A 26,498-nucleotide genomic window follows, 5' to 3' on the forward strand; every position below is an offset into this window, starting at 1 on the left:
ACCCGCGCATCCTCGCCGTCTTCAACGACACCCACGGTCCGCTGAGGGCCCGAGACATCTGTCAGGCCCTCGACTTCGAGCTCCTGCCGAAACACGTCGAACGCACCCGCGCCAAGATGAAACGCCTGGTCGCAATAGGAATCCTCACCGAGGCCGAGCCCGGCACCTTCAGCAAGAAGCGGTAACCAAGTCCGGAACGGACATCAACTCACGAACCGCCCACTCAAGGCTCGCGTCCTGCAGATTGGCTCCGATCAGGTTTGCCCGCCGCAGATCGGCGCCCGTGAAGTTTGCCCCGGTCAGGTCGGCATCCTGGAATTTTGCGCCACGCAGATCAGCCTTGGTGAAGTCCGCATTGTGGAGCGACTTCCCACTGAAGTCGATGCCCTTGATGTCGTGGCCGGCGACGGTCAAGCCGGGGATGCTGTCTGCGCTTTCGACGCTCGCCCGCCATGTCGCGTTCTCCTGGGACTCACGGATCGACTCGCCCAAGAACAAAGCGGACAAACCCACGGCGATTCCGCACACCAGGCCGCCGCCGATCCCGGCGAGCACCTCAGTCCTGGGCTCCGACTCCGGTTCCTTGACGGCCATCCGCCAGGCGAAGGGCCAGGAGACAGCCGAGGACAAGCAACACGGAAACCAAGGCCCACTGCCATGGACCTGCAGATGGCATGGGGGGCCTCCCCAGCACACGTAAACAGGGCGAAACCAGCGAGAGCACGGCTTTCTTCCTCTATACGCCCCACCAGACGTGCTCGCCGAGTGCGTATGTGGAGGGCTCCGCGAGGAGCGTGCGTGGGCGGGAGGGGCCGGACGGGGGTTTCAGGCCCTCCGTATGGCCGCAGCCCGCACCTCTGACGGTACGGGCCGATCTGGGCGCTCAGCGTCGACCGCCGCGATCTTGAGCGCCGCGGGGAGGCCCTGGGCCCTCACGGCCATGACGAGGCATCAATCGCCAAGTTGACTCGAAGCACTCGCTGTTCGGCGTGGTTCCCGCGGCCCAGAGTCACATCATGGTCCACTTTGTGACGCTATAGGTGGCTGCCCGATCGAGGTGGTTCGAGCGGGCGCACTGAGCGATCAGAAGGGACCCCATGTTCAGAACAGTGTTCATCGGTGGCGCCACGGCGGCACTTGTCGCCGTCTTCACCCCGTCCTCGGGGACCGCGGCGGTCGTGAAGTCCCCCGCCCCGCCCGGCAAGGTCACGATCGACCTCGTCTCCGTCAACGGCTCGGGCTGCCGACCCGGCAGCGCAACCGTGGCCGTCGCACCGGACAACACGGCCTTCACCGTCACCTACAGCGAGTACCTCGCTCAGGTCGGCAAGGGCGCCAAGCCGACCGACTTCCGCAAGAACTGCCAACTCGGTTTGAACGTGTACGCCCCGCAGGGCTTCACCTATGCCGTCGCCAAGGCCGACTATCGCGGCTTCGCCAGCCTGCACAACGGCGCGAGCGCCATGCAGCGGGCCAGCTACTACTTCCAGGGCATGTCCCAGACGTCCTACCGCAGCCACCGGTTCCACGGCCCGCTCCAGGGCAACTGGCAGGTCTCCGACACGGCTGCCATCCACGCCCTCGTCCACAAGCCCTGCGGTGAGCAGCGGAACTTCAACATCAACACCGAGTTGCTCGTGGACGGAGGACGCTCCGACACGACCAACACGACCAGCTTCATGGCGATGGACTCGACGGACGGCAGCTTCACGACCAAGTACCACTTCGCCTGGAAGAGGTGCCCGGTGCGCTGACGCCTGCAGAGCCGGCCCGGTGCCCGACGTGTCGGTCGCCGGGCCGGCTGGCCAGACCCAATGCTGCCGAAGGGAACCCAGTCCGAGAACCTCACCTCAATAAGATCACGGCATGTCTGATGCCTTCACCGTCTTGTGGACCCATGACACGTGCCGTGCTCTGCGCAAGGCGGGTCGGGTGGGTGAGCGGCCGCCGGTCGCCTTCAGCGGCGTCCATTCCTCCCTGCCCGCATGGACGGGTGCCCGTGCTGGGGACCAGGTGTACGGGCTGCACGTCAACCGGTGCCAGGTGTTCGTGGTGAGTCAGATGCAGGTGATCGACATGGAGCGGCGCGACTGCTGCGGCACGGCCCCCGCAACATGGCAGGACCCTGCGTATCCGGGGCACGGCGACTGGTCGATGCTCGGTGCCGCTGGCTGCGGCGCCGCGGCGGTGCACGTGGACGCGACGCCCGTACGCTTCGACATGCCGATCCCCGGCGAACTGCTTGCAAGGCTTGTCCGGCGTAACCGCCGAGGCCAGACCCGCGCTCTGAAGTACGTGGTGGATGGCCGTCTCGAGCGCTCGGTCAGTCTTCAGGGGTTCTACCGTCCGACCTCCGAGTCGGCTGACGAATTGGCGGCCCTCGTCGGCAGTGCTGTCTCTTGATGCCGGCGGACGAGCGAGGAACTCGATCACACCCGCTCGTCGTCACCCGGCACGCCGCATTTCGTCGGCCCCCGCCGTTGCCCGGCCGCCGCTGCTGCAGCCCAAGCACCGTCTGCACCACCAACGCGATCGAGTCGGTCAACGCCCGCATCCGGCGGACGGTCAAGGCCCGGGGACACTTCCCGTACGAGCGGGCCGCCTTGAAGTGCGTCTACATGGCGATCATGTCGCTCGATACCACCGGCAAAGGCCAGGCCCGCTGAACCATGCGCTGGAAGACCGCGCTGAACGCCTTCGACATCGCCTTCGACGGCCGCCACTCAGCGGCCCGCCAGTACAACCACCCTGGATGCACGGATTACTTGCCACGTTTGCCACGCCAGGCCGTTCTCGCGGCGCAGGCGCTTGACGGGTGGCCTCGCCGTCCAGGAGCGCGGCGGCAACGTTCCCGTGGAAGGCGGAGTCCTGGCGACGGACGGTGACGATGTCGCCGTCGCAGATCGCGGCCTCGGGTGCGATGGGCCACGGTCGACTCCGCCTCCAGGGCTGGGGTCTGCAGTTGCGCCTTCGCGATGCCACGTGTGATCAGGAGGTGCCGCCGGCATGCTGCCTCACCGGTCGCCGGTCAGCTGGGGGGCTGGGGCCGCTGGGCAGCATGCTGCGCTGGAGTGTCAGAGCGGTGTCGTGTTCGCGGTTGTACAGGCGGGCGTTGTCGATGCAGAGGGCAGCATGAGCGGCCAGGTCGCAGGCCAGAGCGAGATCCCGCCTGTCGAACGCAGGACTGTCGCCGGCGCGGAGGAAGGTGGCCACACCCAGCACAAGGCCCCGGGCTATGAGCGGAGCCATCATCAGTGAGTGGACGCCCATCCGCCAGAGCTTCTCCGGGGTCGGCGTGTGTGAGGCCGCCGGGGCGATGACCCTCGCATCGATACGGGGCAGCAGAAAAGGCCTGCGGTCGACGAGGGCTTGCGCATAAGGGGCAGCCGACGGGAAGTGCAGTATCCGACCGACAGGAGCGAGGACGCCGGCGATGTCGGAGCCGTACGAAGGCGACTTGCCCAGTCGCTCCAGGGCAGTGCCAGCGCTGAGGCCGGAGAGCGACTCGGCGCCCCGGCTGAGGTGGAGTGGACGTGTCCGTAGGGTTTCCGCATGACGGATGAGAGTGATCGCGCCGTGCAAGCGGCCATCGATGGGGAGATGCGGCTTCTCGATCCCGAGGTGCGTGCTTCCCCGGCCCGTGTCCTGGAACTTCTGGACCCGGAGTTCACCGAGATCGGTGCTTCTGGACGCCGGTGGGACGTGGAGTCGATCCTCGCGGTGACGAGTAGCGGGTCGGTGTCCCCGGGGTCTCCGGTCAAGGTCAGCGAGATGTCTGGAGTCGTTCTTGCTCCGGGCGTCGTTCATCTGACGTATTACGCCGACAACCAGGACCGCCAGGCATGGCGGAGTTCTGTGTGGCGTCTGACGGCGACGGGCTGGCGGATGTACTTCCATCAGGGCACTTTGACCGGCTGAGCAGGTGGGCCCACAGACGTCCAGGGATGTCCTCGAAGGCTGACCGCTACTGCCGGCGCCATCAGCGAGCTCGCTGCCTTGATGAACGCACGCTTGCCGTGCGCCAAGTGCACTCGTGCGGCCAGGCCTCACCCCCGCATCCCTCCTGATGCGGGGGTGACATGTGACGACTGGCTCTGGTACTGCAGGCGTAGATCGTGATCTTGCAGGTGGGGTCACTGTCCGAGCGTGACCATCGCCTCGGTGACCTCGCCGACCGCCGCATCGGGGATCGCCGTGGCGGCCTCCTTGAGGACGAGCAGCCGTGCCCCGGGGATCTCGCGCGCGATCGCCTCGCCGTTGCCGTCGGGGAAGAACCGGTCGCGGTGGCCGTGGACGACGAGCGTGGGGACCTCGATCTCGGGCAGGCGCTCGCGCCAGCGGGGTTCGCAGTCGAGCCTGGAGAACACCATGCCCATCTGGTTGGCCATCTGGACCGGGGGTACGGTGCCGGGCGTGCGGTCCCAGATGCGCGCAGCGATTGCGCGCGCGGCGACGGGGTCGTCGCCGAGGATCTCCGCGCCGGCAGCGGCGAACTCCGCAACCGCCTCGCGGTCGGTCCAATCGGGCATCGGACGTGCGAAGAGCCGGCTCATCGCCGCGTGGTCATGGCCGGGGAGGTCATCGTCGGGCGGGCCAGGGGCAACCGGGCGGGTGCCGACAAGGGTGAGCGCCGAGAACGCGGCCGGATGGTCGAGCACGGCCACCTGGGCGACCATGCCGCCGACGCCGATCCCCGCGAGGTGCGCAGGCACCCCGCCGAGCGCGTCAGCAAGGGCCGCCGCGTCGGCTGCGAGGTCGCGCAGGGTGTAGGCGGGCGCCTCCGGATCCGTCGTCGTCGACTCCCCGCTGTCGCGCAGGTCGTAGCGCACCACACGGCGCCCGCCGGCGGCGAGGCGCTCGCACAGCGCGTCGGGCCAGGAGAGCATCGTCGTCCCGCCCGCGAGCAGGACGAGTGGCGCGTCGTCGTCACCGAACGACTCGATACCCAAGGCGATCTCATTGGCGTTGACAGTGGTCATCGGATCACCGGAGGACGTCGTAGGTCAGGTGCGTCGCGGTCGCTGTCGCGATCACGCTCCGCTGCACCAGCGTGCGCGGCGCTCCGCCGGTGAACAGTGGCGTCCCGGCACCCAGCACGATGGGCGCGAGGTGGAGCGTCAGCACGTCGACCAGCCCGGTGTCGAGCGCCGAGCCGATCGTGGCGCCGCCGCCCATGAGGACGACGTCGAGGTCCTTGCCGCTGTCCGACGACGCCGCCTCGGCTCGCTCGCGCGCGGCGGTGACGGCGTCGGGCAGACCGGTGGTGACGAATGTCCAGTCGAGGTTGGTCGTCCGCACCGACTCCGGCGGCGAGCTCGTCACGACGACGAACGCGGGCTTGCCGACCTCGCCGGCGCCGTAGCCGGACGTGTCGTTCCAGCCTTTCGGCCCGTCGACAACGTCGAAGAGGTGGCGGCCGAGGACGACGGCGCCCGAGCGGGCGGTCGCCTCGCGCAGGACCCGGTGGTCGTCGGGGTCGTCGGAAAACGCCCACGTGTGCAGGGCCCCGCCGCCGGTGCCCAGACCGTTGTCCGGGCCGGGGTCGGGCCCGGTGACGAAGCCGTCGAGAGAGACCGAGATGTCAGCGATGATTCGCGTCATGCCAGGGCAGACCCGATCCGTCGCCCAAACTCATCGCTCACGCATGGAGCGTGTGGCGGATGCGAACTCGACAGCGCGCCGCGCAAGGCGGCACGTCGGACGTACAGCGGACGATAGAAGGGCACGCACACCGTCGCCGTCCAGCGCCAGTACACCGGCACCGCCGGCAGGATCGAAAACGCGCAGGTCGCGGTCCACTTCGTCTATCGATCAGTGCCGGTGTGGCTCGTTCGCGAGCCTCCTCGATCGCCCTGTTCCCGGCGCTGGGATCCTCGCCTGCGTCGAGTTCGGCCATGCGGGCCGCATTCGCAGCGGCACGCAGGATGTGACCCACCTGGTGAGCTTTCGCGATCAGGTGCAGGTAGGCGGCAGATGCGGCATCACCGGCGGCGTATGCCGCATCGACGGCCGTCCGCGGTCGGGTGTCACCGGGGTTGGCGTCCTCGAACACCGGGAGAACTTACTGCACTATCTCGGCGACGTAGCGCGCTACAACTCGCAATTCGTCCATGGACAGTTCGAAGTCACCGTTCACGCTCGTCGCGAAGGCGATCGTCGCGCATTCAGGAGTGGGGCACGCTCGCGGGCAGGCCCAGCTCCTTGGTTCGGGCGAGATCGTCGAGCTTGGCTCCGTCCGTGATCCGTCGGACAGGCCCCAAGTCCCTCATCAGCCAGCTGCCCGCCAGCATCCTCGAGAACCTGCCGCAAGAAATTGCCACCGCCATGGTGGCCGAGCTGCCCGATTCACTGTCCGTACGCCCCCATTGGCGTGGCCCTGATGGGTCAATGTGTTGATAGCTCAGCGCGCCTCTCAAGGCGTTGCGTCCGTGAACCGAAAATGTCCGGAGAGGCTCGAAATGGCTTCTCTCAGACGACCCGGTTTCAGAAGGAGCAGTGTATGAGTCCTGAAAACAGGACACGGTCCGCTCTCGGCCCCCTTCCCCAGCGGCGTGCGTGGCTGACTGGCGGAGCCATCGCGTCGCTGGCCCTGATGCTTTCGGGGATCGCGAGTCCCGTGCTGGCCGCAGGACAGCCTGCCAAGGCGGCTGTCGGCGTGAGCGCGGCGAGCGAGACCGTGGACGAGTGCACCTACGATCCGGACGGCGTGAGCCAGCAGGTGGTGACTCGGGACGGCGACGACGGCGACGACGACGGCGACGGCGACGGCGACCGCAGGGGGTGCAGGCCCACCGGACCGTGCAATGACATCGACGCCTACTACCCCCTGTTCCTTGATCCCCAGCACCAGGTCACCGGCGTGCTCTTCGATCCGGACAAGGCGGGCCGGCTCCCTGTCGAGGCCAGCGTGGGTATCCGGACCGTCCCTGGCGGCACGTACGACTGGGACCTGATCAGCGACAATCCCGGTTTCCCGCTGGACGCCTGTTCCATCTCGGTGTCCAGTGTGGGTAATGGGAGATTTGTCGATGACACCTCGGTCCAGGTGCTGACCAAGGCCGGCGTCGTGTGGGAGACCACGTGCACTCAAGTCTTCGCGGATCCGGATGCAGTTCCTCCGGTGACGGCGAGCATCACGTGCAACGCGCCTTGGACGCGGGTGACGCCACAGCCTTAGCCTGCTCCAGTTCGACCCGGTCAATGGTTCCGGTCAGGTTGCCGTCCCGACCTGGCCAGGAGCATGGCGCGGCCCCCCTTCCACGCTGGAAGGGGGGCCGTTCGCACACCAGAGTGGCCGGACACGGATGACACACCGTCCCCATGGTGCACTCACCTGACGGCTGCGCGAGTGTCGGACGGCCGGCCCTGCTCCTTCTCCAGGTCGGCGCGTTGCCGGGCCGCCTGCTCGCGGGTGATCACTTCGGTGGCGGCGCCGACGGCGATCGCCACCGGCCACTCCAGGACGCCGGCCGCGGCCATACCGCCGAGGATCCCGTAGTAGGCCAGCTTGCGCGGCGAGGGGAGCAGCCCTGTGACTGCGCGGGCGCCGCCGCGGGCACCGGTGAACATGTCGCCCGGGGTCACGTACGGAATGGGAACCCGCGGGTGCGCGGTGTGCAGGTGCAGCACCTTGCCGCCCATCGGCCATTCTCGGCCCCGTGCCTCCTCGTCACTGCGCGGCTGCGTGGGAGCCTCGGGCACCGGCTGTGCCTCTCCGGTCGCAGGGGCCGTCTGCGGCGCCTGCGACCGGGCCGTCTCGGTCTGGACTGTGTCCTGCTGGGTCGAAGGTTGTTCTGGCTGGGTCTGCGGGGAAGTCATCTCCGTCCTCCCGTGCTGGGAAGCATGTACGGTCTCCCTCCCCACGCTCCCACTCCCAGATGGTGATAAACCACTGGCAACCAGCAAAAAGGTCAGAAGTCGCGTCGGATACCAGGTCAGGCGTGAACGGTCACCGGACGCGCGCTGCCGGCGAACGCCTTCCAGAGCTGGACGGACAGGCGGATCAGGGCGGCCTCGAGGAGAGCGACGGCCACCTGGGTCAGAATCTTGGTAACGACGTGCGGCACGGTCAGCCGCCTTTCGGGTGCGTTGTACTGAGGACAGTTCCTTTGTCCGGTCTCACGGCTGCCGGTATGCGGCACCAGCATGACCTCTGGGTGAAATTTCCCTTGCCGGTACGTCGCGCCCCTCCGTCCAGCCCGCCCACGCGGCGGCACCGGCGGCGCGCTGCACCGCGGCCGGCAGCACGAGGGAACCCGCGGCCGAGGTCAGGGCGATCGTCCAGCCCACGGGACCCAGGGGCCGGCTGCCGAAGAAGTGGCTGAGCCCCGGCACGGTCACCACGACGCCCAGGACCGCCAGGGACCCCACCACGGCTGCGGCGACCACGGGATCGCGACCCGCGTCCGCCATGGTCTGCAACAGCTGGGAGGACACGAGGGCGACCAGGGCGACGGTGTCGGCGCGCCCCCGGGTGCCGGTCATCCGAGCGACGACCCAGGCGGCGGCAGCAGCCGCCGTGGTCACGGCGGCCCGCAGCCGGATGTGCCGGACCAGGGCCGTGCCGAGCGAGGTCTCCGGCCCCTCCGCGAGCAGCTTCTTTGCGTGGCCGGCCGGCGGCCGGGCGGCGATGGCCATGGCGGGCAGCATGTCCGTGAGCAGGTTGACCAGGAGGAGCTGGCGTGCGTTCAACGCGCTGCGCCCGGTGAGCAGACTGGTCGCCAGGGTGAAGACGATCTCCCCGAGGTTGCCGCCCAGCAGGACGCCCAGCGCCTTGCGCACCGAGGCCCACATGGCGCGGCCCTCCACGATGGCGTCCACGATGGTCTCGATGCGGTCGTCGGTGACCACTACGTCGGCGGCGGAGCGGGCCGCCGGCGTCGCCCGGGAGCCGAGAGCGATCCCGACGTCCGCGATCCGGATGGCGGGCGCGTCGTTGGCGCCGTCGCCGGTGACGGCGACGGTCCGGCCGGCCGCGCGCAGCGCGGTGACGATACGGACCTTGTGCGCCGGGGTGACCCGGGCGAACACCGTGATGTCAGGCAACGTCTCGGCGAGCGCGGCGTCGTCGAGGGAGTCCAGCTCCGCCCCGGTCATCAGGCGCGGTTCCTCCTCGGGCCGCAGCTCCCTGGCGATCGCTGCGGCGGTGCTGGGATGGTCCCCGGTGAGCATGACGATGCGTACCCCGGCCGTGGCCAGCCGGTTCACACTCTCGGCCGCGGTGGCCCGCACCGGGTCCACGAGTCCCAGCAGGCCCAGCAGACAGAGTCCGCCGAGGCCTTCGTCGCTGAGATCGGCGAAAGAGGCGAGCACGAGGTCGTCCTGTGGTGCGCCCGGGGGCAGGACGTGCTCGGCGACCGCGAGGACCCGCAGGCCCTGCCGGGCCAGCTGGTCGATCTCCGCTTCGAACGCCTGCCGCGTCCGGTCGTCGAAGGGCTCGCTGCCGCCGTTGCGGCGGATCCGGTCGCAGCGGGCCAGTACGACCTCAGGGGCGCCCTTGACGACGATCCGGGCCTGGGAGTCGGAGCGCCCCAGCACGGCGTGGTAGCCGCGCGCGGGCTCGAACGGCAGCTCCGCCAGCCGTTCCCAGGTGTCCGAGGCGAGCCCCGCGGCCCGGGTGGGGGCGGCACCGAGCCGCTCGGCACCGGCCGCGATGGCACGGTCGGTGGGGTGGGCGAGCGTCGCGGCGGGACCCGGCGGACCCGCCAGGGCCGCCGTGGCGAGGATCCGGCGCAGCGCCGGGCCGAGTCGCTCGGGCGGACGGCGCTCCAGGCCGTCGGACACCTGTCGGAGGCCGATACGGCCCTCGGTGAGCGTGCCGGTCTTGTCGAAGCACAGCACATCGGTGCGGCCCAGCGCCTCGATGGTGGAGGCGCTGTGGACGAGGGTGTCGCGGGTGGACAGCCGACGGGCCGCGGCCAGCTCAGCGACCGTGGCGACGAAGGGCAGCCCCTCGGGCACGGCGGCGACGCACAGGCTGATCGCGGATCCCAGGGCGGCGCCCGGCGGCCGCCTGCGCAGCAGGTCGACGGCGAAGAGGGCGGCTCCCGCGGCGACGGACAGCGGCAGGAACCACCGGCCCAGGGCCTTCAGCCGCCGCTCCACACCGCTCTCCGGCGGCCCCTCCTCAGGGGCCGACTCCGCCGCGCTGCCCGCCTCGGTGGCGGTGCCGGTGGCGACCACCACGGCGAGCGCGTGACCGGCCGCCACCGTCGTCCCCTGGTAGAGCATGGACGTCCGGTCCGCGACCGCCCGGGCCGCGGACGGCGCGGCGCTCTTCACGACCGTCAGCGACTCGCCGGTGAGGCTGGACTCGTCGGCCTCCACGCCCTGTGCCTGCACCACCCGGCAGTCGGCCGGGACCGCGTCTCCGGCCCGCAGCTCGATCACGTCGCCGGGCACCAGGTGATCGGCGGCCGCCTCGACCGCCTCGGCCTGGTCCGCTCGGCGCACCCGCACCCGCATCGAGGTCGCCTCGACCAGCCGCCGTGCCGCATGGTCGGCCTTCTGCTGCTGCACCCCGCCCACCAACGCGTCCACGCCCAGAACGCCGCCGATGAGCACGGCGTCCAGCACGGAGCCGAGCGCCGCGGAGATGCCGCCGCCGATCGCCAGGATGGTGGTCAGCGGATTGGCCATCTCCTCCGCGAACCTGCCGATCGGCGTGACGGAACCGTCGTGCCGGTCACGGCCCCTGAACTGGCGGCGCCGGGCCGCCTCGGCCTCGTCCAGCCCCCGGGAGGTGGTGCCGAGCCGCGCCATGACCTGACGCACCGTCATGGCGTGCCACGGCGTACGCCCGACGGCGGCCGGAGCCGGCCGACTGCCCAGTCGCCAGCCCGCCCAGAAGCCCGCCGTGACCCCGGCGATGGTCACCGCGTCGGTCACCAGATGAGCCCGCACCGAGGCCCCGGGGCGGGGGACGAGAAGGGCGAGGGCCGAGCCCGCGAGGGCGCCGGCGCCTTCCAGACGAGTGCACAGCACGCTGACCCGCCGGGCCTCCGGCAGGGCGGTCAGCAGCATGTTGACGACGTCGGGCGGAGCGGCGACATGGGCGTCCCACGGCACATGGCGCGGACCGGTGAGCATTCCGATCCCCAGGTCCGCGCGGGCGAGGGCGCGCCGGGTCCGTGCCGACACCACGGCGACACCGTGGCCCTGCGCCTGGAGGGAGCGGACCAGCGCGGCCGTGCGCCGGTGCCCGGTGGGAACCGCCTCCGGGAGCCCGAACCGACGGTGCAGCCCGGGCGGGCCGCCCACCAGCCGCACGTCGCCGCACTCGCCCGCCGCGCGCACCAAGTGGTGGGCGAGCGCGTGCAGTTGGGGGACAAGACCGGCCACGGCGGCCGGCGTGCCGTCCCGCATCACGAGCAGGACCTGCGCCCCCTCCTCGGCCCACCGCGCTGCCAGCGCGGCCGTCTCCTCGGACACCTCGACGCCGCCCGGGACGGTGTCCGCACCGGCGTACGGCCGCAGCGCCCAGCCCGCTCGCTGCGTCGACGGCATGGGGCCGGCGCCGTGTCGGCGCCGACGCCCCGGCGGCCGTCCCGGCTCGATCAGTTCATGGATCCGTGCGTGGATCTCGTCGTCGGGGCCGTCCCCCGCCTCGTCCGGGCCGCGGTCACCGTCCGGGCCGGTGATCTCCGCCTCGCCCTGCCGCCTGCCGGACGGCGCCAGGCGCACCATGTTCTCGACCGTCCAACCGCCGGTGGCCAGCACCCGGGCGTCGAGAACGACGGTGTCGATCCGGTCGAGGCCGCGCAACGCCTCGGGCCGCAGCACCAGCGCCCCCCGGTCGGAGAGCGCCCGCGCCACCGAGGAGACGAACGATTCACGGCCGAACCGGGGGCCTCGCGGCGTCCCGGCGGCCAGCAGCGCCAGCCCCCGGTCATGGCTGAACGTGCCGGCCGCGGTGAGCCCGTAGGCAGCGAGGGACACCGGAACCGCGACATTGGCGTACCGCTCGCCCGGTCCGGGCGGCAGCGGGGCGGGCCGCTCGTGCGCCGGCACGGCGTCGTGGCGGTACGTTCCCTCATGCGCGGCCAGCCTTCGGTCCCAGTCCCTCCAAGCCCTGCGCCGCGCCTGCACCTCCGCGTACCGGACCCCGGCCAGCGCTGCGGCCACCGCGGCGCCGACCGGCCGGAACGTCAGCGTCGTCAGCAGCAGGTTCGCCGTGGACCAGGTCCGCTCAGCGGCCTTCTCACCGAGCCGGCGGGCGATCCCCGCGCTCAGCCCCGGGGTGGCCTCGACGAGATGGACCGCCGAGATCACGACCGGATGCAGCCCACGCAACCGCAGCACCTTGCCGATCGACGCCACCCCGACCGCCGCCAGGCCCGCGCCGAGGTGAACGGCCGCCTCGATCCCCGGGCCCGCCGCGCCCGGGTACCCGACCGGGCTCCGTCCCGGCCGCGCACCGGCCCCCGGCTCGCCTGCGCCGTCGGTTCCTGCCTCCGGCGCGGCGGCGTCCGCGGCGGAGACCAGGGCGACGACGCGTTCCAGGTCTGCCTGGGGCCCGCAGCCGACGTACACGCAGCCCAGCGTGCCGTTCACCTCAGCGCGGTACACACCCCTCATCCTCCGCAGCGCGGTCTCCAGCTCGCGTGCCGCGGCGGCCGTCCCCGGCTGCCCCAGGCGCAGGACCGTGATCTGCGCGCCGCCGGGGGTCCGCCAGAGACGGGGCGCAGGGGGCCGCAGCAGGGGCCCGACCACCGGCAGCACCGCTGGTACGCCGGCCAGCCACTCCGCAGCGGAGCGGACCGGTCCGAGCAGCGCGGGACCGGCCGACGCGAACCGGGAGAGTGCGGACTGGGAGAGCACTGGCCAGATCACACGGCCTCCACGATTGGCCGACGGGCGTCGTGACCGACGCCCGAAAGGACACACAGCCAACTTCAGTATGATCACGTTTCATCGGATCGTCCTGCGCACGCACACCCGATCCGTCAGTCGGACGACATGTCCGCCACGGAGACCGAGACCGCCTCACGGTCGGCACCACCTGCTTCGTCGCCGGTGCGGCGCGGCACAACGGCACCGCGCCGCCGGCCTCCGTCGAGAACGTCCTCCAAGCCGCCCGCCACGCCGCCCAACACCCGCGACGCTGACGCGCAGGACGCCCGCCGAGCGAAGACGGTCCGGCGGGAGGCGAACGACCGGCGACGTCGGCTGCCGGGCGTGGCCAGCGGGCCGGGGCCTCACGGCGTGGTGTGAGAGCGGTTGACCATGGATGCCGCCGTGCAGGGCCGGGCGTGCGAAGGCCAGGTGCCGGCGGCGACCGCCGTCGGCACCACCGCCCGCGCTCAGCCGAAGACCACCGACCACGGGCGCGGTGCGTCCCCCGCGTCGTCCGGCGGCGTCGCCGTCGTGTGGTCGCGGGCCAGCACGTCGGCCGCGACCGCGGCGAACTCCCGTGCGTCCGGGTGCGGTGACTGCCGGGGCCAGGCGGCGCGGATGCGCTGGGTGAGGGGCCGCCCGGCCAGGGGTCGCCAGGCCACCCTGGGCTCCTTGCGGGCCACCGGCCCCTGGTCGAAGGCGACTCCGTGGCCCGCGGTGACGAGCCCGATCAGGAATTCGGGGTTGCGGGCGTGGCGTAGGCGGCCGGGGACGAAGCCCGCCGCGCGGCAGATGTCGAGCGTCCGGTCGTACCAGCCGGGTGCGGTGGAGCGCGGGAAGAGGACCAGGTCGTGGCCGGCGAGTTCGGCGAGTGCGACTTCGGGCAGCCGGGCGAGGGGCGATGTCCTCGGGAGCACGACTCCGAGGTCGACGGCGGTCTCGGGGCCGAGGACGATGTCGGTCGCGTCGACGGGTGCGTGCACCAGGCCGACGTCCAGCCCGCCGGATGCCAGCAGGCGCACCTGCTCGTCCGTCGTCACCTCCTGGAGGTCGACCCGCAGCGCGGGTGCCCGGTCGGCGCATTCCGCGAGGAGGGCTCCCAGGACCGCGGCGGAGGTGTCGGGCGGCACTCCGGCGCGCAGGGTGCCGAGGTCGCCGTCGCGGGCCCGCCGTATCAGGGCCCTGGTGCGTTCCTCGCGCGCCAGCAGGTCCCGCGCCTCGTCGAGGAGGACCGCGCCGGCCGGGGTGAGGCGGATCTGTCGCCGTGAGCGGTCGAAGAGTTCGGCGCCGAGGTCGTCCTCCAGCCTGCGGACGGCGCGGCTGAGCGGGGGCTGGGCCATGCCGAGCCGGTCGGCGGCCCGTCCGAAGTTCATCTCGTCGGCGACGGCGAGGAAGATACGCAGGTGGCGCAAGAGATCCACGGGACCGACAGTAGGCGATGGGAGCGGGGGCTCGGGGTGCGGATCGAGGAGAGGCTGGGCGCGGTGTTCACGGCGGCGGGGGCCGAGGGCAGGATGCACGCCGTGGACATCGACTCCGGCGGGGAGGTGGGCTGCGGTGCGGACGAACCGGTCGTGGTCGCCTCGGTGTTCAAGGTGCTGCTGGTGCTGGAGTTCGCCCGGCAGGCGGCGGCCGGTCAGCTCGATCCGCGGGAGCGGGTGCTGGTCACGGCCGGGTACCGGCTCGGGGGCTGGGGCACGGCCGGGTGCCTGGACGACGTGGAGGTCTCCCTGCGGGACCTCGCGCACTTCGCGATGTCGGTCAGCGACAACACGGCCGCGGATCTCCTGCTGGAGCGGGTGGGCGTGGACACCGTGAACCTCCTGGCGAAGGAGCTGGGGATGGTGCGCACCCGGATCGTGGGCGGCCCCCGGCAGCTGCTGGAGTCGATGCTGGCGGAGGTGGGGGCGCGGGACGAGCGGGAGTTCGCGGCCCTGTTCCCCGCGTTGTCCGCGGCCGAGGTCGGCGCGCTCGGCGTCTTCGACCCGGCGCGTACGAACGCGAGCACACCGCGTGAGATGACGGGGCTGCTGCGGATGATCTGGCGGGACGAGGCCGGTCCCGCTCAGGCGTGTGCGCAGGTACGTGCTCTGATGGCGCGTCAGGTGTTCCGGCACCGTCTCGCCGCGGGGTTCGGGGACGACGTGCGGATCGCGGCGAAGACGGGGACGCTGCCGGGGCTGCACAACGAGGTCGGTGTGGCCGAGTACCCGGACGGCGGGCGGTACGCGGTCGCGGTCTTCGCCCGTACGCCGGAGCCGGTGGCGAACCGTACGGGGGCGGACGTGGCGATCGGCACGGCGGCGCGGACGGCGGTCGATTTCCTGCGCGCCACGGGCAGTTGGCAGGGCAGGTGAGCAGGTGTCATACACCTGACGGTATGAATCGGGGGCGGCTCCGGTCTTGGACGCGGCCGGTCCCCGGCTGATCTTCTGCGTGCCATGAACGAATTCGAGAACGCTACGGAAGAAGGCAGCCGGCGCTCGTTCGTCCGCAGGACGCTGCTGCGCGGGGCCGCGCTCGGAGCGACGATGCCGCTGCTGCCCGCCGCGGCACAGGCGGCGGGGGCAGAGGAGCGGAAGGGCGGCGCGGCGGCGCGCGTACGGGCGGACAGCGCGACCCTGCGGTGGCTCGGCACCTCGGGCTGGCGGATCGACATCGGCGGGCGCGGCGTCCTCTTCGACCCGTACATCACCCGTTTCGCGACCGGCCTGTTCGACCCGAAGGGCAGCTTCGATCCGGCGACCGAGCTGACCTGCGACGAGGAGCTGGTGGCCCGGCTCGCGGGCAGGCCGGAGACCGTCCTGGTCAGCCACACCCACTGGGACCACGTCAACGACGTCCCGTACATCGCGAAGTCCACGGGCGCCCGGGTCTTCGGCACGGAGACGACGTACCACGTGCTGCGGTCCCTCGGGGTCGACAAGGCGCAGATCAGTGTGGTCAAAGGCGGCGAGGTGCTGGACTTCGGCGGCTACACCGTCGAGGTCGTCTCCAGCCTCCACAGCCGCAACAAGAACTGGTCGTACTTCGCGCCGGGGACGCTGAACGCGCCGCCGGCGAGCGCCCCGCGCACCATCTCGGACCTGCCGGAGGGCGACACGCTGGCGTTCCGGCTGTCGGTGGCGGGCGGGCCTTCGGTGTTCTTCATGGGGGCGAGCGACATCGACGAGCGCGCGGTGGCCGGGATGCGCCCGGACGTGCTGATGGCGGCGGTGCCCTCCAGCCGGGCGACCCACCGCTATGTGCCGCGGCTGCTGGGCGCACTCGGCGGCCCGGCGACCGTCGTCCCGGTGCACTGGGACCACTTCGAGAGGCCGCTGAGCGATCCTCCGGTCCGCGACGCCGCCATGGACCTGGACGGCTTCGTCGCCCAGGTCCGCGGCTGCTCCCCCACGTCCCGCATCGTCGTCCCGGACTACGGGACGCTCTACGGGGCGGACATGCGCCCCGCGGTCAGCGCCTGACCTTGCGGTTCGCCCGCAGCCACTCCTTGTTCATCGCCGTGATCGAGGGCAGCGGGATGCCCTTGGGGCAGGCGGTCGCACACTCGCCGGTCAGGGTGCAGCCGCCGAAGCCCTCCTCGTCCATGGCGGCGACCATGTCGAGCACGCGGGTCTCGCGCTCCGGGGCGCCCTGCGGCAGCGCGCTGAGGTGGTTGATCTTCGCCGAGGTGAAGAGCATGGCCGAGCCGTTGGGGCAGGCCGCCACGCAGGCGCCGCAGCCGATGCACTCGGCGTGCTCGAAGGCGCGGTCGGCGTCCGGTTTGGGCACCGGCGTCGCGTGGGCCTCGGGCGCGGATCCGGTGGGAGCGCTGATGTAGCCGCCGGCCTGGATGATCCGGTCGAAGGCGGTGCGGTCGACGACCAGGTCCCTGACGACCGGGAAGGCGGCCGCCCGCCACGGCTCCACGTCGATGGTGTCGCCGTCCTGGAAGGAACGCATGTGGAGCTGGCAGGCGGTGGTGCGCTCGGGGCCGTGCGCGTCGCCGTTGATGACGAGCGAGCAGGCGCCGCAGATGCCCTCGCGGCAGTCGTGGTCGAAGGCGACCGGCTCCTCGCCGCGCAGGATGAGGTCCTCGTTGAGGGTGTCGAGCATCTCCAGGAAGGACATGTCCGGGGAGATGCCGTCCACCTCGTAGGTGGCCATGGTGCCGGGGGCGTCGGCGTTCTTCTGGCGCCAGACGCGCAGGTTGAGCTTCATGCGTAGCTCCGCTGGGTGGGGTGGACGTACTCGAAGACGAGGTCTTCCTTGTGGAGGACGGGGGCTCGGCCCGTGCCCGCGAACTCCCAGGCCGCCGCGTAGGAGAACTCCTCGTCCTTGCGGGCCGCCTCGCCGTCCGGCGTCTGGGACTCCTCGCGGAAGTGGCCGCCACAGGACTCGGTGCGGTGCAGGGCGTCGAGGCACATCAGCTCGGCGAGTTCCAGGTAGTCGACGACGCGGTTGGCCTTCTCCAGCGACTGGTTGAACTCCTCGCCGCTGCCCGGGACCTTGATGCGGCGCCAGAACTCCTCGCGGATTTGCGGAATCCGCTCCAGTGCCTTGCGCAGGCCGGTCTCGCTGCGGGCCATGCCGCAGTACTCCCACATGAGTTCACCGATCTCGCGGTGGAAGGAGTCCGGGGTGCGGTCGCCGTCGACGGACAGCAGAAGGTGGAGCCGGTCCTCGGTATCGGCCACGGCCTCCTGGACGGCCGGGTGCTCGGCGGTGACGGGGGCCTTGTGCGGGGTGCGGGCCAGGTAGTCGTTGATGGTGGAGGGGAGCACGAAGTAGCCGTCGGCGAGACCCTGCATCAGGGCGGAGGCGCCGAGCCGGTTGGCGCCGTGGTCGGAGAAGTTGGCCTCACCGATGGCGAAGAGGCCGGGAACGGTGGTCTGGAGGTCGTAGTCGACCCACAGGCCGCCCATCGTGTAGTGCACGGCCGGGTAGATCCGCATCGGCACCTCGTACGGGTTCTCTGCGGTGATCCGCTCGTACATGTCGAAGAGGTTGCCGTACTTCTCCTCGACCTTCGCCCGGCCCATGCGCTTGATCGCGTCCGCGAAGTCCAGGTAGACCCCCTGGCCGCCGGGGCCCACTCCCCTGCCCTCGTCGCAGACGTTCTTCGCGGCGCGCGAGGCGATGTCGCGCGGCACGAGGTTGCCGAAGGACGGGTAGATCCGCTCCAGGTAGTAGTCGCGCTCGTCCTCGGGGATCTCGTGCGGCGGGCGGGTGTCGCCCTGCGCCTTCGGAACCCAGATCCGGCCGTCGTTGCGCAGCGACTCGCTCATCAGGGTCAGCTTGGACTGGTGGTCGCCGGTGCGCGGGATGCAGGTGGGGTGGATCTGGGTGAAGCAGGGGTTGGCGAAGTAAGCGCCGCGCCGGTGGGCGCGCCAGATCGCGGTGGCGTTGGAGTTCATGGCGTTCGTCGACAGGTAGAAGACGTTGCCGTAGCCGCCGGTCGCCAGGACGACCGCGTCGGCGAGGTACGTGGAGATCCGGCCGGTGACGAGGTCGCGGGCGACGATGCCGCGGGCGCGGCCGTCGACCACGATCAGGTCGAGCATCTCGGTGCGGGCGTGCAGCGTGACGTTGCCGGCGGCGATCTGGCGGGAGAGTGCCTGGTAGGCGCCGAGGAGGAGCTGCTGGCCCGTCTGCCCGCGGGCGTAGAAGGTGCGGGAGACCTGGACGCCGCCGAAGGAGCGGGTGTCGAGCAGCCCGCCGTACTCACGGGCGAAGGGGACGCCCTGCGCGACGCACTGGTCGATGATCTCGACGGAGATCTGGGCCAGCCGGTGGACGTTGGACTCGCGGGCGCGGAAGTCGCCGCCCTTGACCGTGTCGTAGAAGAGGCGGTGGATGGAGTCGCCGTCGTTGCGGTAGTTCTTGGCCGCGTTGATGCCGCCCTGGGCGGCGATGGAGTGGGCGCGCCGCGGGGAGTCCTGGTAGCAGAACTGCTCGACGTGGTAGCCCTGTTCGGCGAGTGTGGCGCCGGCGGCGCCACCGGCGAGGCCGGTGCCGACGACGATGACGGTGTGGCCGCGTCGGTTGGCGGGGTTGACGAGTTTCGCCTCGAAGCGCCGCTTGTCCCAGCGTTCGGCGACGGGTCCTTCGGGCGCCTTGGTGTCGGCGATCGGGGCGCCGGTCTCGTAGTCGGGGAAGCTCATGTCAGCTCACCACTTCGGTCATGACGGCGACGGGTACGGAGAGGAATCCGGCGGTCAGGGCGAGCGCCAGCACGTTCGCGGCGGTCTTGAGGACGCGGTCGCGGGTGGCGCTGCCGACGCCGAGGGTCTGGGCGGCGCTCCAGAAGCCGTGCCGGATGTGGAGGCCCACGGCGAGCATGGCGACGATGTAGATCACGTTGCCGTACCAGGTGGAGAAGGTGTCCACGACGTTCTGGTAGGGGTGGCCCTCCTGGAAGCCGCCGGTGTGCACGGTGCCGGTCGTCAGGTCCAGGACGTGCCAGACGATGAAGAGGGCGAGGATGACGCCGCCCCAGCGCATGGTGCGGGTGGCGTAGCTCGCGCGCGGCCGCTTGTGGACGTAGCGGCTGGGGCGGGCCTTGATGTCGCGGCGGCTGAGCTGGTACGCGGCGACCGCGTGCCCGATCACGGCGGCGAGCAGCACCACGCGGACGAGCCACAGGCCCCACGAGTGGTGCAGGACGGGGGCGCCCATGGTACGCAGCCAGTGGCCGTACGCGTTGAACTCGCCCGGCCCGAAGAAGATCTTCAGGTTGCCGAACATGTGGGCCACCAGGTACCCGAGCATGATCAGACCACTGACGGCCATGACCGTCTTCTTGCCGATGGTGGATGCCCAGAAGGTGCGCGTCCTGGACGGTTGTCGTTCCGTCCGCGTTGCCAGAGCCATGGCGTCGACGCTAGAGCCCTGGGGCACGAGAGGTCCAAGACATGATTCGGCTCAGGTCCATAGGCATGCCCTATGGACGCTCTACAGTGGGCCCATGCAGCTCCAGCAGCTCCGCTACTTCGTCGCGGTCGCGGAAACCCGTCACTTCACGCGCGCCGCCGAGCGCGTCCACGTCTCCCAGCCGTCCCTCTCGCAGCAGATCCGGGCCCTGGAGCAGGAGCTCGGCGCCGATCTCTTCGGCCGTGCGCGGGGCAACATCGCCCTCACGGACGCCGGTGAGGCGCTGCTCCCGCTGGCCCGCCGCATCCTCGCCGACACCGAGACGGCCCGCCGCGAGGTGCAGGAGGTGGCCCAGCTGCGCCGGGGCCGGGTCCGCCTCGGCGCCACCCCGAGCGTGTGCACCGGTCTGCTGCCGCAGGTGCTGCGGACCTTCCACGATCTGCACCCGGGCATCGAGATCCTGATCGAGGAGTCCGGCTCGCACGACCTCGTACGGGAGCTGGCGCGCGGCGCGCTCGACCTGGCGCTCGTGGTGCTGCCCCTCCCCTCCCCCTCGCCGGCGCTCAGCACGGTCGAACTGTTGCGGGAGGACCTGGTGGTGATCTCCTCGCCGGCGGCCGCGGCGCCGCCCTCGCCGCTGCGCATCGCGGATCTCGCGGGTGAGCCGCTGGTGATGTTCCGGCACGGGTACGACCTGCGGGAGCTGACCGTGGCCGCCTGCCGCGCGGAGGGCTTCGAGCCGTCGTTCACGGTGGAGGGCGGCGAGATGGACGCCGTGCTGGGGTTCGTACGGGCGGGGCTCGGCGTGGCCGTCGTGCCCAGCATGGTCGCGGCGGGCGCCGGAGGGGATCTGCGGGTGACGCCGCTGGCCCGCCCCGGCCTGCGGCGCACGATCGCGCTCGCCCACCGCAGCGATGTGGCGCCGCCGCGGGCGGCGCGTGAGCTGCAGCGGGTGCTGCTGGAGTCGCGGGCGTGAGCGGCCTTTTGGCGCCACGGCGGGATGTTTTCCCCACCCCGCCCCTTCCCGAACCGGGGCAAGCCCCGGCCCCCGCACCGCGCTCCGCGCGGTGTCCTCAAACGCCGGACGGGCTGCATACGCAGCCCCGCCGGCGCTTGAGGCGCGGGGGGTCCGGGGGCAGCGCCCCGACGAGGGCGGCGGGCATGGGCAGCCTCGCCTGGCGAAAGGCACAGGGACAGGGACAGGGGCAGCGCCCCGCACATGCAGCCCCGCCGGCGCTTGAGGCGCGGGGGGTCCGGGGGCAGCGCCCCCGGAGAATCAGACCGCGTCCGCCAGCACCAGTGCGTGGATGCGGTCCGGCGCGCCGGGACGTGCGTAGTACCAGCCCTGCGCCGTGTCGCACCCCAGCTCACGCAGCTGCTCCGCCTGCGCGCCGGTCTCCACGCCCTCCACGGTCACTGCGAGTTCGAGACTGTGCGCCAGTGACACAATGCCCTCGACGATCTTCAGATCGACCGGGTCGGCGGGGTGCTGCTGCATCCCCCGCGTGAAGGAACGATCCAGCTTGAGCACGCTCACGGGCAGTCTGCGCAGGTTGGCCAGGTTCGAGTAGCCCGTGCCGAAGTCGTCGAGCGCGATGTCCACGCCCATCTCGGCCAGTTGGCGCAGCGGCTTGAGCAGGTCCTCGTCGGCCCCGATGAGCGCGGACTCGGTGACCTCCAGGCACAGCGCGCCGGGCTCCAGGCCGGATCGCTCCAGCACGTCGACCGTGTCCGCGACGAGCCCGGGGTGCTGGAGCTGGGCCGGCGAGAGGTTGACGTTGATGCGCAGCGGGCCGCCGTCGGTGTGCCGTCTGCTCCAGTACCGGGCCTGCCGTACGGCCTCCTGGAGCACCCAGCGGCCGAGCGGCACGATCAGGCCGGTGCGTTCGGCGAGCGGGATGAACCGGTCGGGCCCGAGCACCCCGTACTGGGGGTGGCACCAGCGCACGAGTGCCTCGGCGCCGTGCACACTGCCGTCGCCGAGGTGGACGAGCGGCTGGTACTCGATGAAGAACTCGTCGCGCTCCAGCGCCGCGGGCAGCGCGTTGGTCAGCCCGTGCCGGGTGATGGCGCGGGCGTCGGCCTCCGGGTCGGCCAGCTCGAAGCGGTTGCCGCCCGCCGACTTGGCCCGGTACATGGTGATGTCGGCGCTGCGCAGCACCTCCGCGCTGGTCCGCTCGCCCCCCGGCCCCTCGACGATGCCGATGCTGCCGCGCACGGTGAAATCGCGCCCGTCGATGGTCACCGGCGAGGCCAGCGAGCCGAGGATGCGGGAGGCCAGCTCGTCGACCTCGCGCTCGGTGTCGGGGCCGGTGGTCAGCGCGACGAACTCGTCCCCGCCGAGGCGGGCGACCATCTCCCCCGGCGCCGTGGCACAGCTCTGCAGCCGGTCGGCGACCTCCACGAGCAGCCGGTCGCCGGTGGCGTGTCCGAGGCTGTCGTTGATGGCCTTGAAACCGTCGAGGTCGAGGTAGCAGAGCCCGAAGCGGGCGCCGTCGCCGGCCGATACCGCCTTCTCGAGCCGCTCGAAGAACAGAGTGCGGTTGGGCAGTCCGGTCAGCGCGTCGTGCGTGGCCTCGTAACGCAGCCGCAGGTTGAGCAGCCGGCGCTCCGTGGTGTCCTCCAGGAGGACCAGCTGGTACTGCGGGGCCCCTTCGGCGTCACGCAGCAGCGAGACGGTGAGGTTGGTCCACAGAACCGTTCCGTCGTTGCGGTAGAACGGCTTCTCCGTCCGGTAGTGCTCGCGCTCGCCGCGCACCAGTTCCCGGTAGAACTCCCACACCTGGGGCCGGTCCTCGGGGTGCACCCACTCGGTGACCTTGCGGCTGCGCACATGGTGTTCGAGGCCGCCGAACATCTGCATCAGGGTGTCGTTGACCTCCAGCAGGTTGCCGTCGAGGTCGGCGATCCCGATGCCGATCGCGGCCCCCTCGAACACCGCGCGGAAGCGGACCTCCGTGGCGTGCATCGCCTCCAGGGCGTCGTTGCGCGCGAGCAGCGAAGAACGGGCGATGGCCTCCTGCTCGGCGAGGGTGCGGTCACGCAGCGCCGCCGCGAACCCGGCGGCGACGGCGTGCTGGAGCCGGGCGCAGCGCGCCCTGTTCTCCTCGGCGGTCCGCTCCTGGTCGCCGCAGTACAGCACGAGGTAGGAGTCGACGACGCCGAGCGTGCGGCTGAGCGCGTCGGGGTCGGTGCAGTGGGCGTCGACGAGCGCCCTGCCGATCCGCTGCGCCGACTGCGCGTCGAACGGGTGGTCGCGCAGCATGCGGCACAGGTCCCGTACTGCCGGCACCAGATGCTGTTCGAGCTCGGGCCGGGTGAGCGACGTCGAGGTCACCGGGTAGACGGCCCGGCTCCAGATCGTCGCGAACCGCCTGACTCTGTCCTCAAGGGCGTCCGCCTCCGCGTCGGGACCGGTCGCCTGCGACGACGGCTTCACGCCTTGCGCCCCACCCCGGAGAAGCCCGAGAAGGCGTATGGGTCCTCCTGGTCGACGGGGGTGTCGGGCCGCCAGTGGGGCATGGAGACCAGTCCGGGCTCGACCATCTCGTATCCCTCGAAGAAGGCCGCGATCTCCTCGCGGGTGCGCATGACCAGGGGGTTGCGGATGTCCTCGTAGACCCCGACCGCGCCGCCCGCCACGTCCTCGGGGACCGGTACCCCCTCGTACGAGGCGTGGGTGACGATCATGAGGCTGCCGGGCGCGAGCGCGTCGCGCAGCTCGGCGACCGCCGCGTACGGATCGTCCTCGTCCTGGAGGAAGTGCAGGACGGCCACGAGCAGCAGGGCCACCGGCCGCTCCAGGTCGAGCAGCCCGGTGACCTCGGGACTGTCGAGGATCTGCCGGGGCTTGCGCAGGTCGGCGCAGACCACGCCGGACCGCTCGTCCCCGGCGAGCAGGGTCCGGCTGTGGGCGACGGCCACGGCGTCGTGGTCGACGTAGACGACGCGGGCCTCCGGGTCCGCCGCGCGGGCCACTTCGTGGACGTTGCCGAACGTGGGAATGCCGGAGCCGATGTCGAGGAACTGGCTGATACCCTCGCCCACCGCGTAATTCACGGCCCTGCGCATGAACGCGCGGTTCGCCTGCATGATCTTCGGAAGGCCCGGCATGAACCGCATCGCCCTGCGCGCCGCTTTCCGGTCGGCCTCGAAATTGTGCGAGCCGCCCAGGTAGAAGTCGTAAATGCGGGACACGCTCGGCACCGATATGTCGATGCTCTGCGGGGCCCAGGCGGGACGCTCCATCGATTCTCCATCAAGTCGCCACGGCGGATCGGCCATGTCCATGGCCAGCGTTCGAGCCGAGGCTACTGATCGCCCGCCAAGAGGGCGAGCCCAAACGGAAATTAGCGGTCCGTTCTTGGTCACACGTCGTCGTCATGTACACGTGTCATGACCGTTCGTCACGGGACGGCGGTAAGGTCGGCCCGCACATGCGGCCGGCCCGCCGTCACACCCTGGGGGTGCGAGGCGGGCCGGCGGGGCCTTCCCCCGAGGAAGGCCCCGGGTCGGAGGCGCGATGTGGGGGACTACTTGGGCGCTCCGACCGGCTTTCCCTCCGGCGACACGGCGTACCAGGTGCCACCGACGCCCTGGCCGTTGGTGTCACCGGGCTTGGCGTCGCCGGAGAAGGTGTAGATGGGCCAGCAGTCGATGGTCTGCTGCTTGATTCCGTCGGGCCGGTCGAAGGTGACGAAGCCCTTCTCGAGGATTCCCTCGATGTCGTTCTTGTCCACGGGCTCGACGACGGGCCACTTCTCCAGGCACTCGCCGGTGCACGCCGTCTTCATGGGCCAGGCCGAGTCCTTCATGAAGCGGTAGACGGTCATGCCGTTCTTGTCGACGACGATCTCACCGAGCTTGGGGTCCTTGCGTACGGACAGACCCGCGAGGTCCGCCGCCTCACCGCCTTCGGCCTCGCCGTCCTCCGCGCCGCCGTCCTCCGCGCCGCCGCCGGGCGCCGCCTTCTTGCCGTCCGGGGCGGACGCGTACCAGGTGCCGCCGACACCCTGGCCGTTGACGTCGCCGGCCTTGGTGTCCTTGGCGTAGCGGTACATGGGCCAGCCGTCGATGGTGAGCTGCTTGGTGCCGTCCTCCCTGGTCACCTCGCCGAGCAGGGACGGGTCGACACCGGGCGCGGCGGTCGCCCCGTCGGCGGCCACGACGGGCCACGCCTTGGCGCAGTCGCCGTCGCAGTTGGACTTCGGCGGCTTGGCGGTGTCCTTGTCGAACCGGTAGAGCGTGAAGCCCGCGCTGTCCGTGACGACCTTGCCGAGGTCCTTGCTCTCCCAGACAGCGAGCTGGCCCGCGGGCTTCGCCTCGGCCGCTTCCGCCCCGGCACCGGCGCCGGCGCCGTATCCGGCGTCCGCTCCGTAGCCTCCGCTGCCGGGCTGCGCGGGGTTCGCGGCGCCCACCGCCTGGCCGTTGGGGGTTTCGGTGCCCTGGTCCTGACCGCACGCCGTCGTCAGCGCGAGTACGGCCGCCGCAGTCACCGCGAGCGAGGCGTTCCGCCAGGTGTTCATGTCCACTCCCGTAGTTCTTCAAGCCGGTTCCGGCGCCTGGGGGCGCCGTTCATGGCCCTAGGTACGGACAGGAGAGCGGCCCCTGTTCAATGCGCGGGGAAAAATCTTCGAAGGCGGCGCGGACACGAAGGGGGGAATACCGTTGGCACCAGGTGAATTCCGCCCAGTCCGGCCGCACGGAAATGGCTTGAACCCAACTGAACCTTGCACCTCTTGCGTCACTCGCGCCGATGTCCCGGCGGATGCGGTCCGGTGGCGCGCGCATCTGCGCGCACTCCGCGCTCCCCTTGACGGCAGCGCCGACGCCTTTCCCGTCCCGGGCCGGCACCGACATGCCGATACACCGGACATCTCCCCCGTCCGGCGCAGCATCATCACCCACTTGCCCTACATCGATCGCGTCCGTCCCACGCCGCTCTTAGCGTTTCGGTGACCGAGGAGCACTCCCCGACCTGTGCGGAAACGGTTCCGCTACTGCTCCTCGGGGACCCGGAGGTCCGCCCATGCGCGCGATACGTGCCGCGTCCGCCGCTCTGCTCGGAGCGGCCGCACTCGCCCTGACCGCTCCCACCGCAGCCTTCGCCGTCAACAACACGCCGTACGACTTCCGTGTGACGCCCTCGACCGTGGCCGCGGGCGGCCGCGTGACCCTGACCGCGGGCGGCTGCCCGAGCACGACCACCGTGACGTCCGGTGTCTTCGACACCGTCACCATTCCCCAGAACAGCTCGGCCACGGCCGTGGTCGACTGGGACGCCCGTCCGGGCGCCGTGTACTCGGTCCAGTTCAACTGCATCGGCAGGATCGGCACCCTCGATCTCCGGATCTCCGGCGGCACCTCCACACCGACCACGGGCTCCACCACGATCGTCACCCCGTCGGGTGTGGGCGGCGGCCTGGGCGGCAGCTTCAGGAACGTGCGCATCGCCGAGATCGCGGCGGGCGGTGCTCTGGTCGCCGCCGCCACCACGGCGACCGTCTTCGTCGTCCGCAGGCGCTCGGCCGACCGCCGTCACTGATGGGCGGCCGGCGCCTTCTTCTTCCGCCGCACCCAATCGCCCGTCGCCCCGAGTCCTGAGCAGGACTCGGGGCGACGGGCGGTTGGGCCGGACCGGGAGGTTCGGCCGATCAGGCCTGCCCGCTGACCGTGCGGCGGCGGCGGACGATGAAGACGCTGCCGCCGACGGCCGCCGTGGCGACCAGGCCGGCACCGACTGCCATCTCGGCGTCGGTGGGCCCGATCGAGCCGCCGAGACCGCCCGCCGCTCCGCGTGCGTGGAGCAC

At 71.3% G+C, this 26,498-nt stretch carries 23 protein-coding genes and 3 pseudogenes; 10 read left to right on the forward strand and 16 right to left on the reverse strand.

What is annotated here, in order from left to right:
- A pseudogene (locus ACLB9X_RS22670) lies at positions 1-185 on the forward strand (hypothetical protein); the annotation flags it as partial.
- On the opposite strand, the gene ACLB9X_RS22675 reads toward ACLB9X_RS22670, so the two are convergent.
- Positions 169-594 carry a pentapeptide repeat-containing protein gene (locus ACLB9X_RS22675; RefSeq protein ID WP_410362211.1) on the reverse strand — a complete coding sequence of 142 codons (426 nt, stop codon included), beginning with the start codon at positions 592-594 and terminating at the stop codon, positions 169-171. The pseudogene ACLB9X_RS22670 and the gene ACLB9X_RS22675 sit on opposite strands and share 17 nt — an antisense overlap.
- 503 nt (positions 595-1,097) lie before the next feature.
- On the opposite strand from ACLB9X_RS22675, the gene ACLB9X_RS22680 reads away from it, so the two are divergent.
- The 3 genes and pseudogenes from ACLB9X_RS22680 to ACLB9X_RS22690 all read left to right on the forward strand — a co-directional run.
- Positions 1,098-1,754, forward strand: a complete 657-nt coding sequence (locus ACLB9X_RS22680; RefSeq protein WP_410362212.1) for a DUF4360 domain-containing protein — start codon at positions 1,098-1,100, stop codon at positions 1,752-1,754.
- Positions 1,755-1,866: 112 nt separating this feature from the next.
- On the forward strand, positions 1,867-2,403 hold the full coding sequence (locus ACLB9X_RS22685) for a hypothetical protein (RefSeq protein WP_410362213.1): 537 nt from the start codon (positions 1,867-1,869) through the stop codon (positions 2,401-2,403).
- Positions 2,404-2,513: 110 nt separating this feature from the next.
- A pseudogene (locus tag ACLB9X_RS22690) lies at positions 2,514-2,663 on the forward strand (transposase); the annotation flags it as partial.
- Positions 2,664-2,777: 114 nt separating this feature from the next.
- Here the strand turns inward: ACLB9X_RS22690 and ACLB9X_RS22695 are convergent.
- Positions 2,778-2,913 (reverse strand): annotated as a pseudogene (locus ACLB9X_RS22695) (LexA family protein); the annotation flags it as partial.
- A 75-nt stretch (positions 2,914-2,988) separates the two neighbouring features.
- Positions 2,989-3,582 (reverse strand): GAF domain-containing protein, encoded by a 594-nt coding sequence (locus tag ACLB9X_RS22700; protein WP_410362214.1) that lies wholly within the window; start codon positions 3,580-3,582, stop codon positions 2,989-2,991.
- Between ACLB9X_RS22700 and ACLB9X_RS22705 the strand changes: the two genes are divergently transcribed.
- Positions 3,553-3,918 carry a DUF4440 domain-containing protein gene (locus ACLB9X_RS22705; RefSeq protein ID WP_410362215.1) on the forward strand — a complete coding sequence of 122 codons (366 nt, stop codon included), beginning with the start codon at positions 3,553-3,555 and terminating at the stop codon, positions 3,916-3,918. The genes ACLB9X_RS22700 and ACLB9X_RS22705 overlap by 30 nt on opposite strands.
- A 215-nt stretch (positions 3,919-4,133) precedes the next feature.
- Here the strand turns inward: ACLB9X_RS22705 and ACLB9X_RS22710 are convergent, their stop codons facing one another.
- The gene (locus ACLB9X_RS22710) at positions 4,134-4,979 is read right to left on the reverse strand and encodes an alpha/beta fold hydrolase (RefSeq protein ID WP_410362216.1); all 846 of its coding nucleotides are present in this window, start codon (positions 4,977-4,979) and stop codon (positions 4,134-4,136) included.
- 4 nt (positions 4,980-4,983) lie between these two features.
- Positions 4,984-5,601, reverse strand: a complete 618-nt coding sequence (locus tag ACLB9X_RS22715) for a dihydrofolate reductase family protein (RefSeq protein ID WP_410362217.1) — start codon at positions 5,599-5,601, stop codon at positions 4,984-4,986.
- An 898-nt stretch (positions 5,602-6,499) separates the two neighbouring features.
- Here ACLB9X_RS22715 and ACLB9X_RS22720 point away from each other — a divergent pair.
- The gene (locus tag ACLB9X_RS22720; RefSeq protein WP_410362218.1) at positions 6,500-7,177 is read left to right on the forward strand and encodes a hypothetical protein; all 678 of its coding nucleotides are present in this window, start codon (positions 6,500-6,502) and stop codon (positions 7,175-7,177) included.
- Positions 7,178-7,329: 152 nt separating this feature from the next.
- On the opposite strand, the gene ACLB9X_RS22725 is transcribed toward ACLB9X_RS22720, so the two are convergent.
- The 4 genes from ACLB9X_RS22725 to ACLB9X_RS22740 all read right to left on the reverse strand — a co-directional run bounded on the left by ACLB9X_RS22725 (position 7,330) and on the right by ACLB9X_RS22740 (position 14,246).
- Positions 7,330-7,818 carry a hypothetical protein gene (locus ACLB9X_RS22725; protein WP_410362219.1) on the reverse strand — a complete coding sequence of 163 codons (489 nt, stop codon included), beginning with the start codon at positions 7,816-7,818 and terminating at the stop codon, positions 7,330-7,332.
- A gap of 116 nt (positions 7,819-7,934) precedes the next feature.
- Positions 7,935-8,066 (reverse strand): hypothetical protein, encoded by a 132-nt coding sequence (locus tag ACLB9X_RS22730; RefSeq protein ID WP_410362220.1) that lies wholly within the window; start codon positions 8,064-8,066, stop codon positions 7,935-7,937.
- Between the two features lie 52 nt (positions 8,067-8,118).
- A complete protein-coding gene (locus tag ACLB9X_RS22735) occupies positions 8,119-12,831 on the reverse strand; it encodes a cation-translocating P-type ATPase (RefSeq protein WP_410362221.1) in 4,713 nt (1,570 codons plus the stop codon).
- 470 nt (positions 12,832-13,301) lie between these two features.
- Positions 13,302-14,246, reverse strand: a complete 945-nt coding sequence (locus ACLB9X_RS22740; protein WP_410362411.1) for a LysR family transcriptional regulator — start codon at positions 14,244-14,246, stop codon at positions 13,302-13,304.
- A gap of 102 nt (positions 14,247-14,348) precedes the next feature.
- Between ACLB9X_RS22740 and ACLB9X_RS22745 the strand changes: the two genes are divergently transcribed.
- Positions 14,349-15,191 carry a serine hydrolase gene (locus ACLB9X_RS22745; RefSeq protein ID WP_410362412.1) on the forward strand — a complete coding sequence of 281 codons (843 nt, stop codon included), beginning with the start codon at positions 14,349-14,351 and terminating at the stop codon, positions 15,189-15,191.
- An 84-nt stretch (positions 15,192-15,275) separates the two neighbouring features.
- Entirely contained in the window at positions 15,276-16,301 is a 1,026-nt protein-coding gene (locus tag ACLB9X_RS22750) for an MBL fold metallo-hydrolase (RefSeq protein ID WP_410362222.1), read from the forward strand.
- On the opposite strand, the gene ACLB9X_RS22755 is transcribed toward ACLB9X_RS22750, so the two are convergent.
- Genes ACLB9X_RS22755 through ACLB9X_RS22765 form a run of 3 tightly spaced genes read right to left on the reverse strand, consistent with a single transcriptional unit; the run spans position 16,291 to position 19,689 of the window.
- Positions 16,291-17,037 (reverse strand): succinate dehydrogenase/fumarate reductase iron-sulfur subunit, encoded by a 747-nt coding sequence (locus tag ACLB9X_RS22755; protein WP_410362223.1) that lies wholly within the window; start codon positions 17,035-17,037, stop codon positions 16,291-16,293. The two genes, ACLB9X_RS22750 and ACLB9X_RS22755, sit on opposite strands and share 11 nt — an antisense overlap.
- Entirely contained in the window at positions 17,034-18,980 is a 1,947-nt protein-coding gene (locus ACLB9X_RS22760; protein WP_410362224.1) for a fumarate reductase/succinate dehydrogenase flavoprotein subunit, read from the reverse strand. The genes ACLB9X_RS22755 and ACLB9X_RS22760 overlap by 4 nt, the downstream gene beginning before the upstream one ends.
- Before the next feature lies 1 nt (position 18,981).
- Complete coding sequence (locus ACLB9X_RS22765; protein WP_410362225.1) at positions 18,982-19,689, reverse strand: succinate dehydrogenase; 708 nt, start codon at positions 19,687-19,689, stop codon at positions 18,982-18,984.
- A gap of 94 nt (positions 19,690-19,783) precedes the next feature.
- On the opposite strand from ACLB9X_RS22765, the gene ACLB9X_RS22770 reads away from it, so the two are divergent.
- Positions 19,784-20,665, forward strand: coding sequence for a LysR family transcriptional regulator (locus ACLB9X_RS22770; RefSeq protein WP_410362226.1), 882 nt, complete (start codon positions 19,784-19,786; stop codon positions 20,663-20,665).
- 300 nt (positions 20,666-20,965) lie between these two features.
- On the opposite strand, the gene ACLB9X_RS22775 is transcribed toward ACLB9X_RS22770, so the two are convergent.
- The 3 genes from ACLB9X_RS22775 to ACLB9X_RS22785 all read right to left on the reverse strand — a co-directional run bounded on the left by ACLB9X_RS22775 (position 20,966) and on the right by ACLB9X_RS22785 (position 25,214).
- Entirely contained in the window at positions 20,966-23,128 is a 2,163-nt protein-coding gene (locus ACLB9X_RS22775) for a putative bifunctional diguanylate cyclase/phosphodiesterase (protein ID WP_410362227.1), read from the reverse strand.
- A complete protein-coding gene (locus ACLB9X_RS22780) occupies positions 23,125-23,937 on the reverse strand; it encodes an SAM-dependent methyltransferase (protein WP_410362228.1) in 813 nt (270 codons plus the stop codon). Before ACLB9X_RS22780 ends, ACLB9X_RS22775 begins: the two co-directional genes overlap by 4 nt.
- A gap of 284 nt (positions 23,938-24,221) precedes the next feature.
- A complete protein-coding gene (locus tag ACLB9X_RS22785) occupies positions 24,222-25,214 on the reverse strand; it encodes an SCO0930 family lipoprotein (RefSeq protein WP_410362229.1) in 993 nt (330 codons plus the stop codon).
- A 503-nt stretch (positions 25,215-25,717) separates the two neighbouring features.
- Here ACLB9X_RS22785 and ACLB9X_RS22790 point away from each other — a divergent pair.
- Positions 25,718-26,233 (forward strand): hypothetical protein, encoded by a 516-nt coding sequence (locus ACLB9X_RS22790; RefSeq protein WP_410362230.1) that lies wholly within the window; start codon positions 25,718-25,720, stop codon positions 26,231-26,233.
- 109 nt (positions 26,234-26,342) lie between these two features.
- Here the strand turns inward: ACLB9X_RS22790 and ACLB9X_RS22795 are convergent, their stop codons facing one another.
- The gene (locus tag ACLB9X_RS22795; RefSeq protein ID WP_410362231.1) at positions 26,343-26,498 is read right to left on the reverse strand and encodes a hypothetical protein; all 156 of its coding nucleotides are present in this window, start codon (positions 26,496-26,498) and stop codon (positions 26,343-26,345) included.

The organism is Streptomyces sp. 5K101 (assembly GCF_046506645.1).
GTDB lineage: Bacteria > Actinomycetota > Actinomycetes > Streptomycetales > Streptomycetaceae > Streptomyces.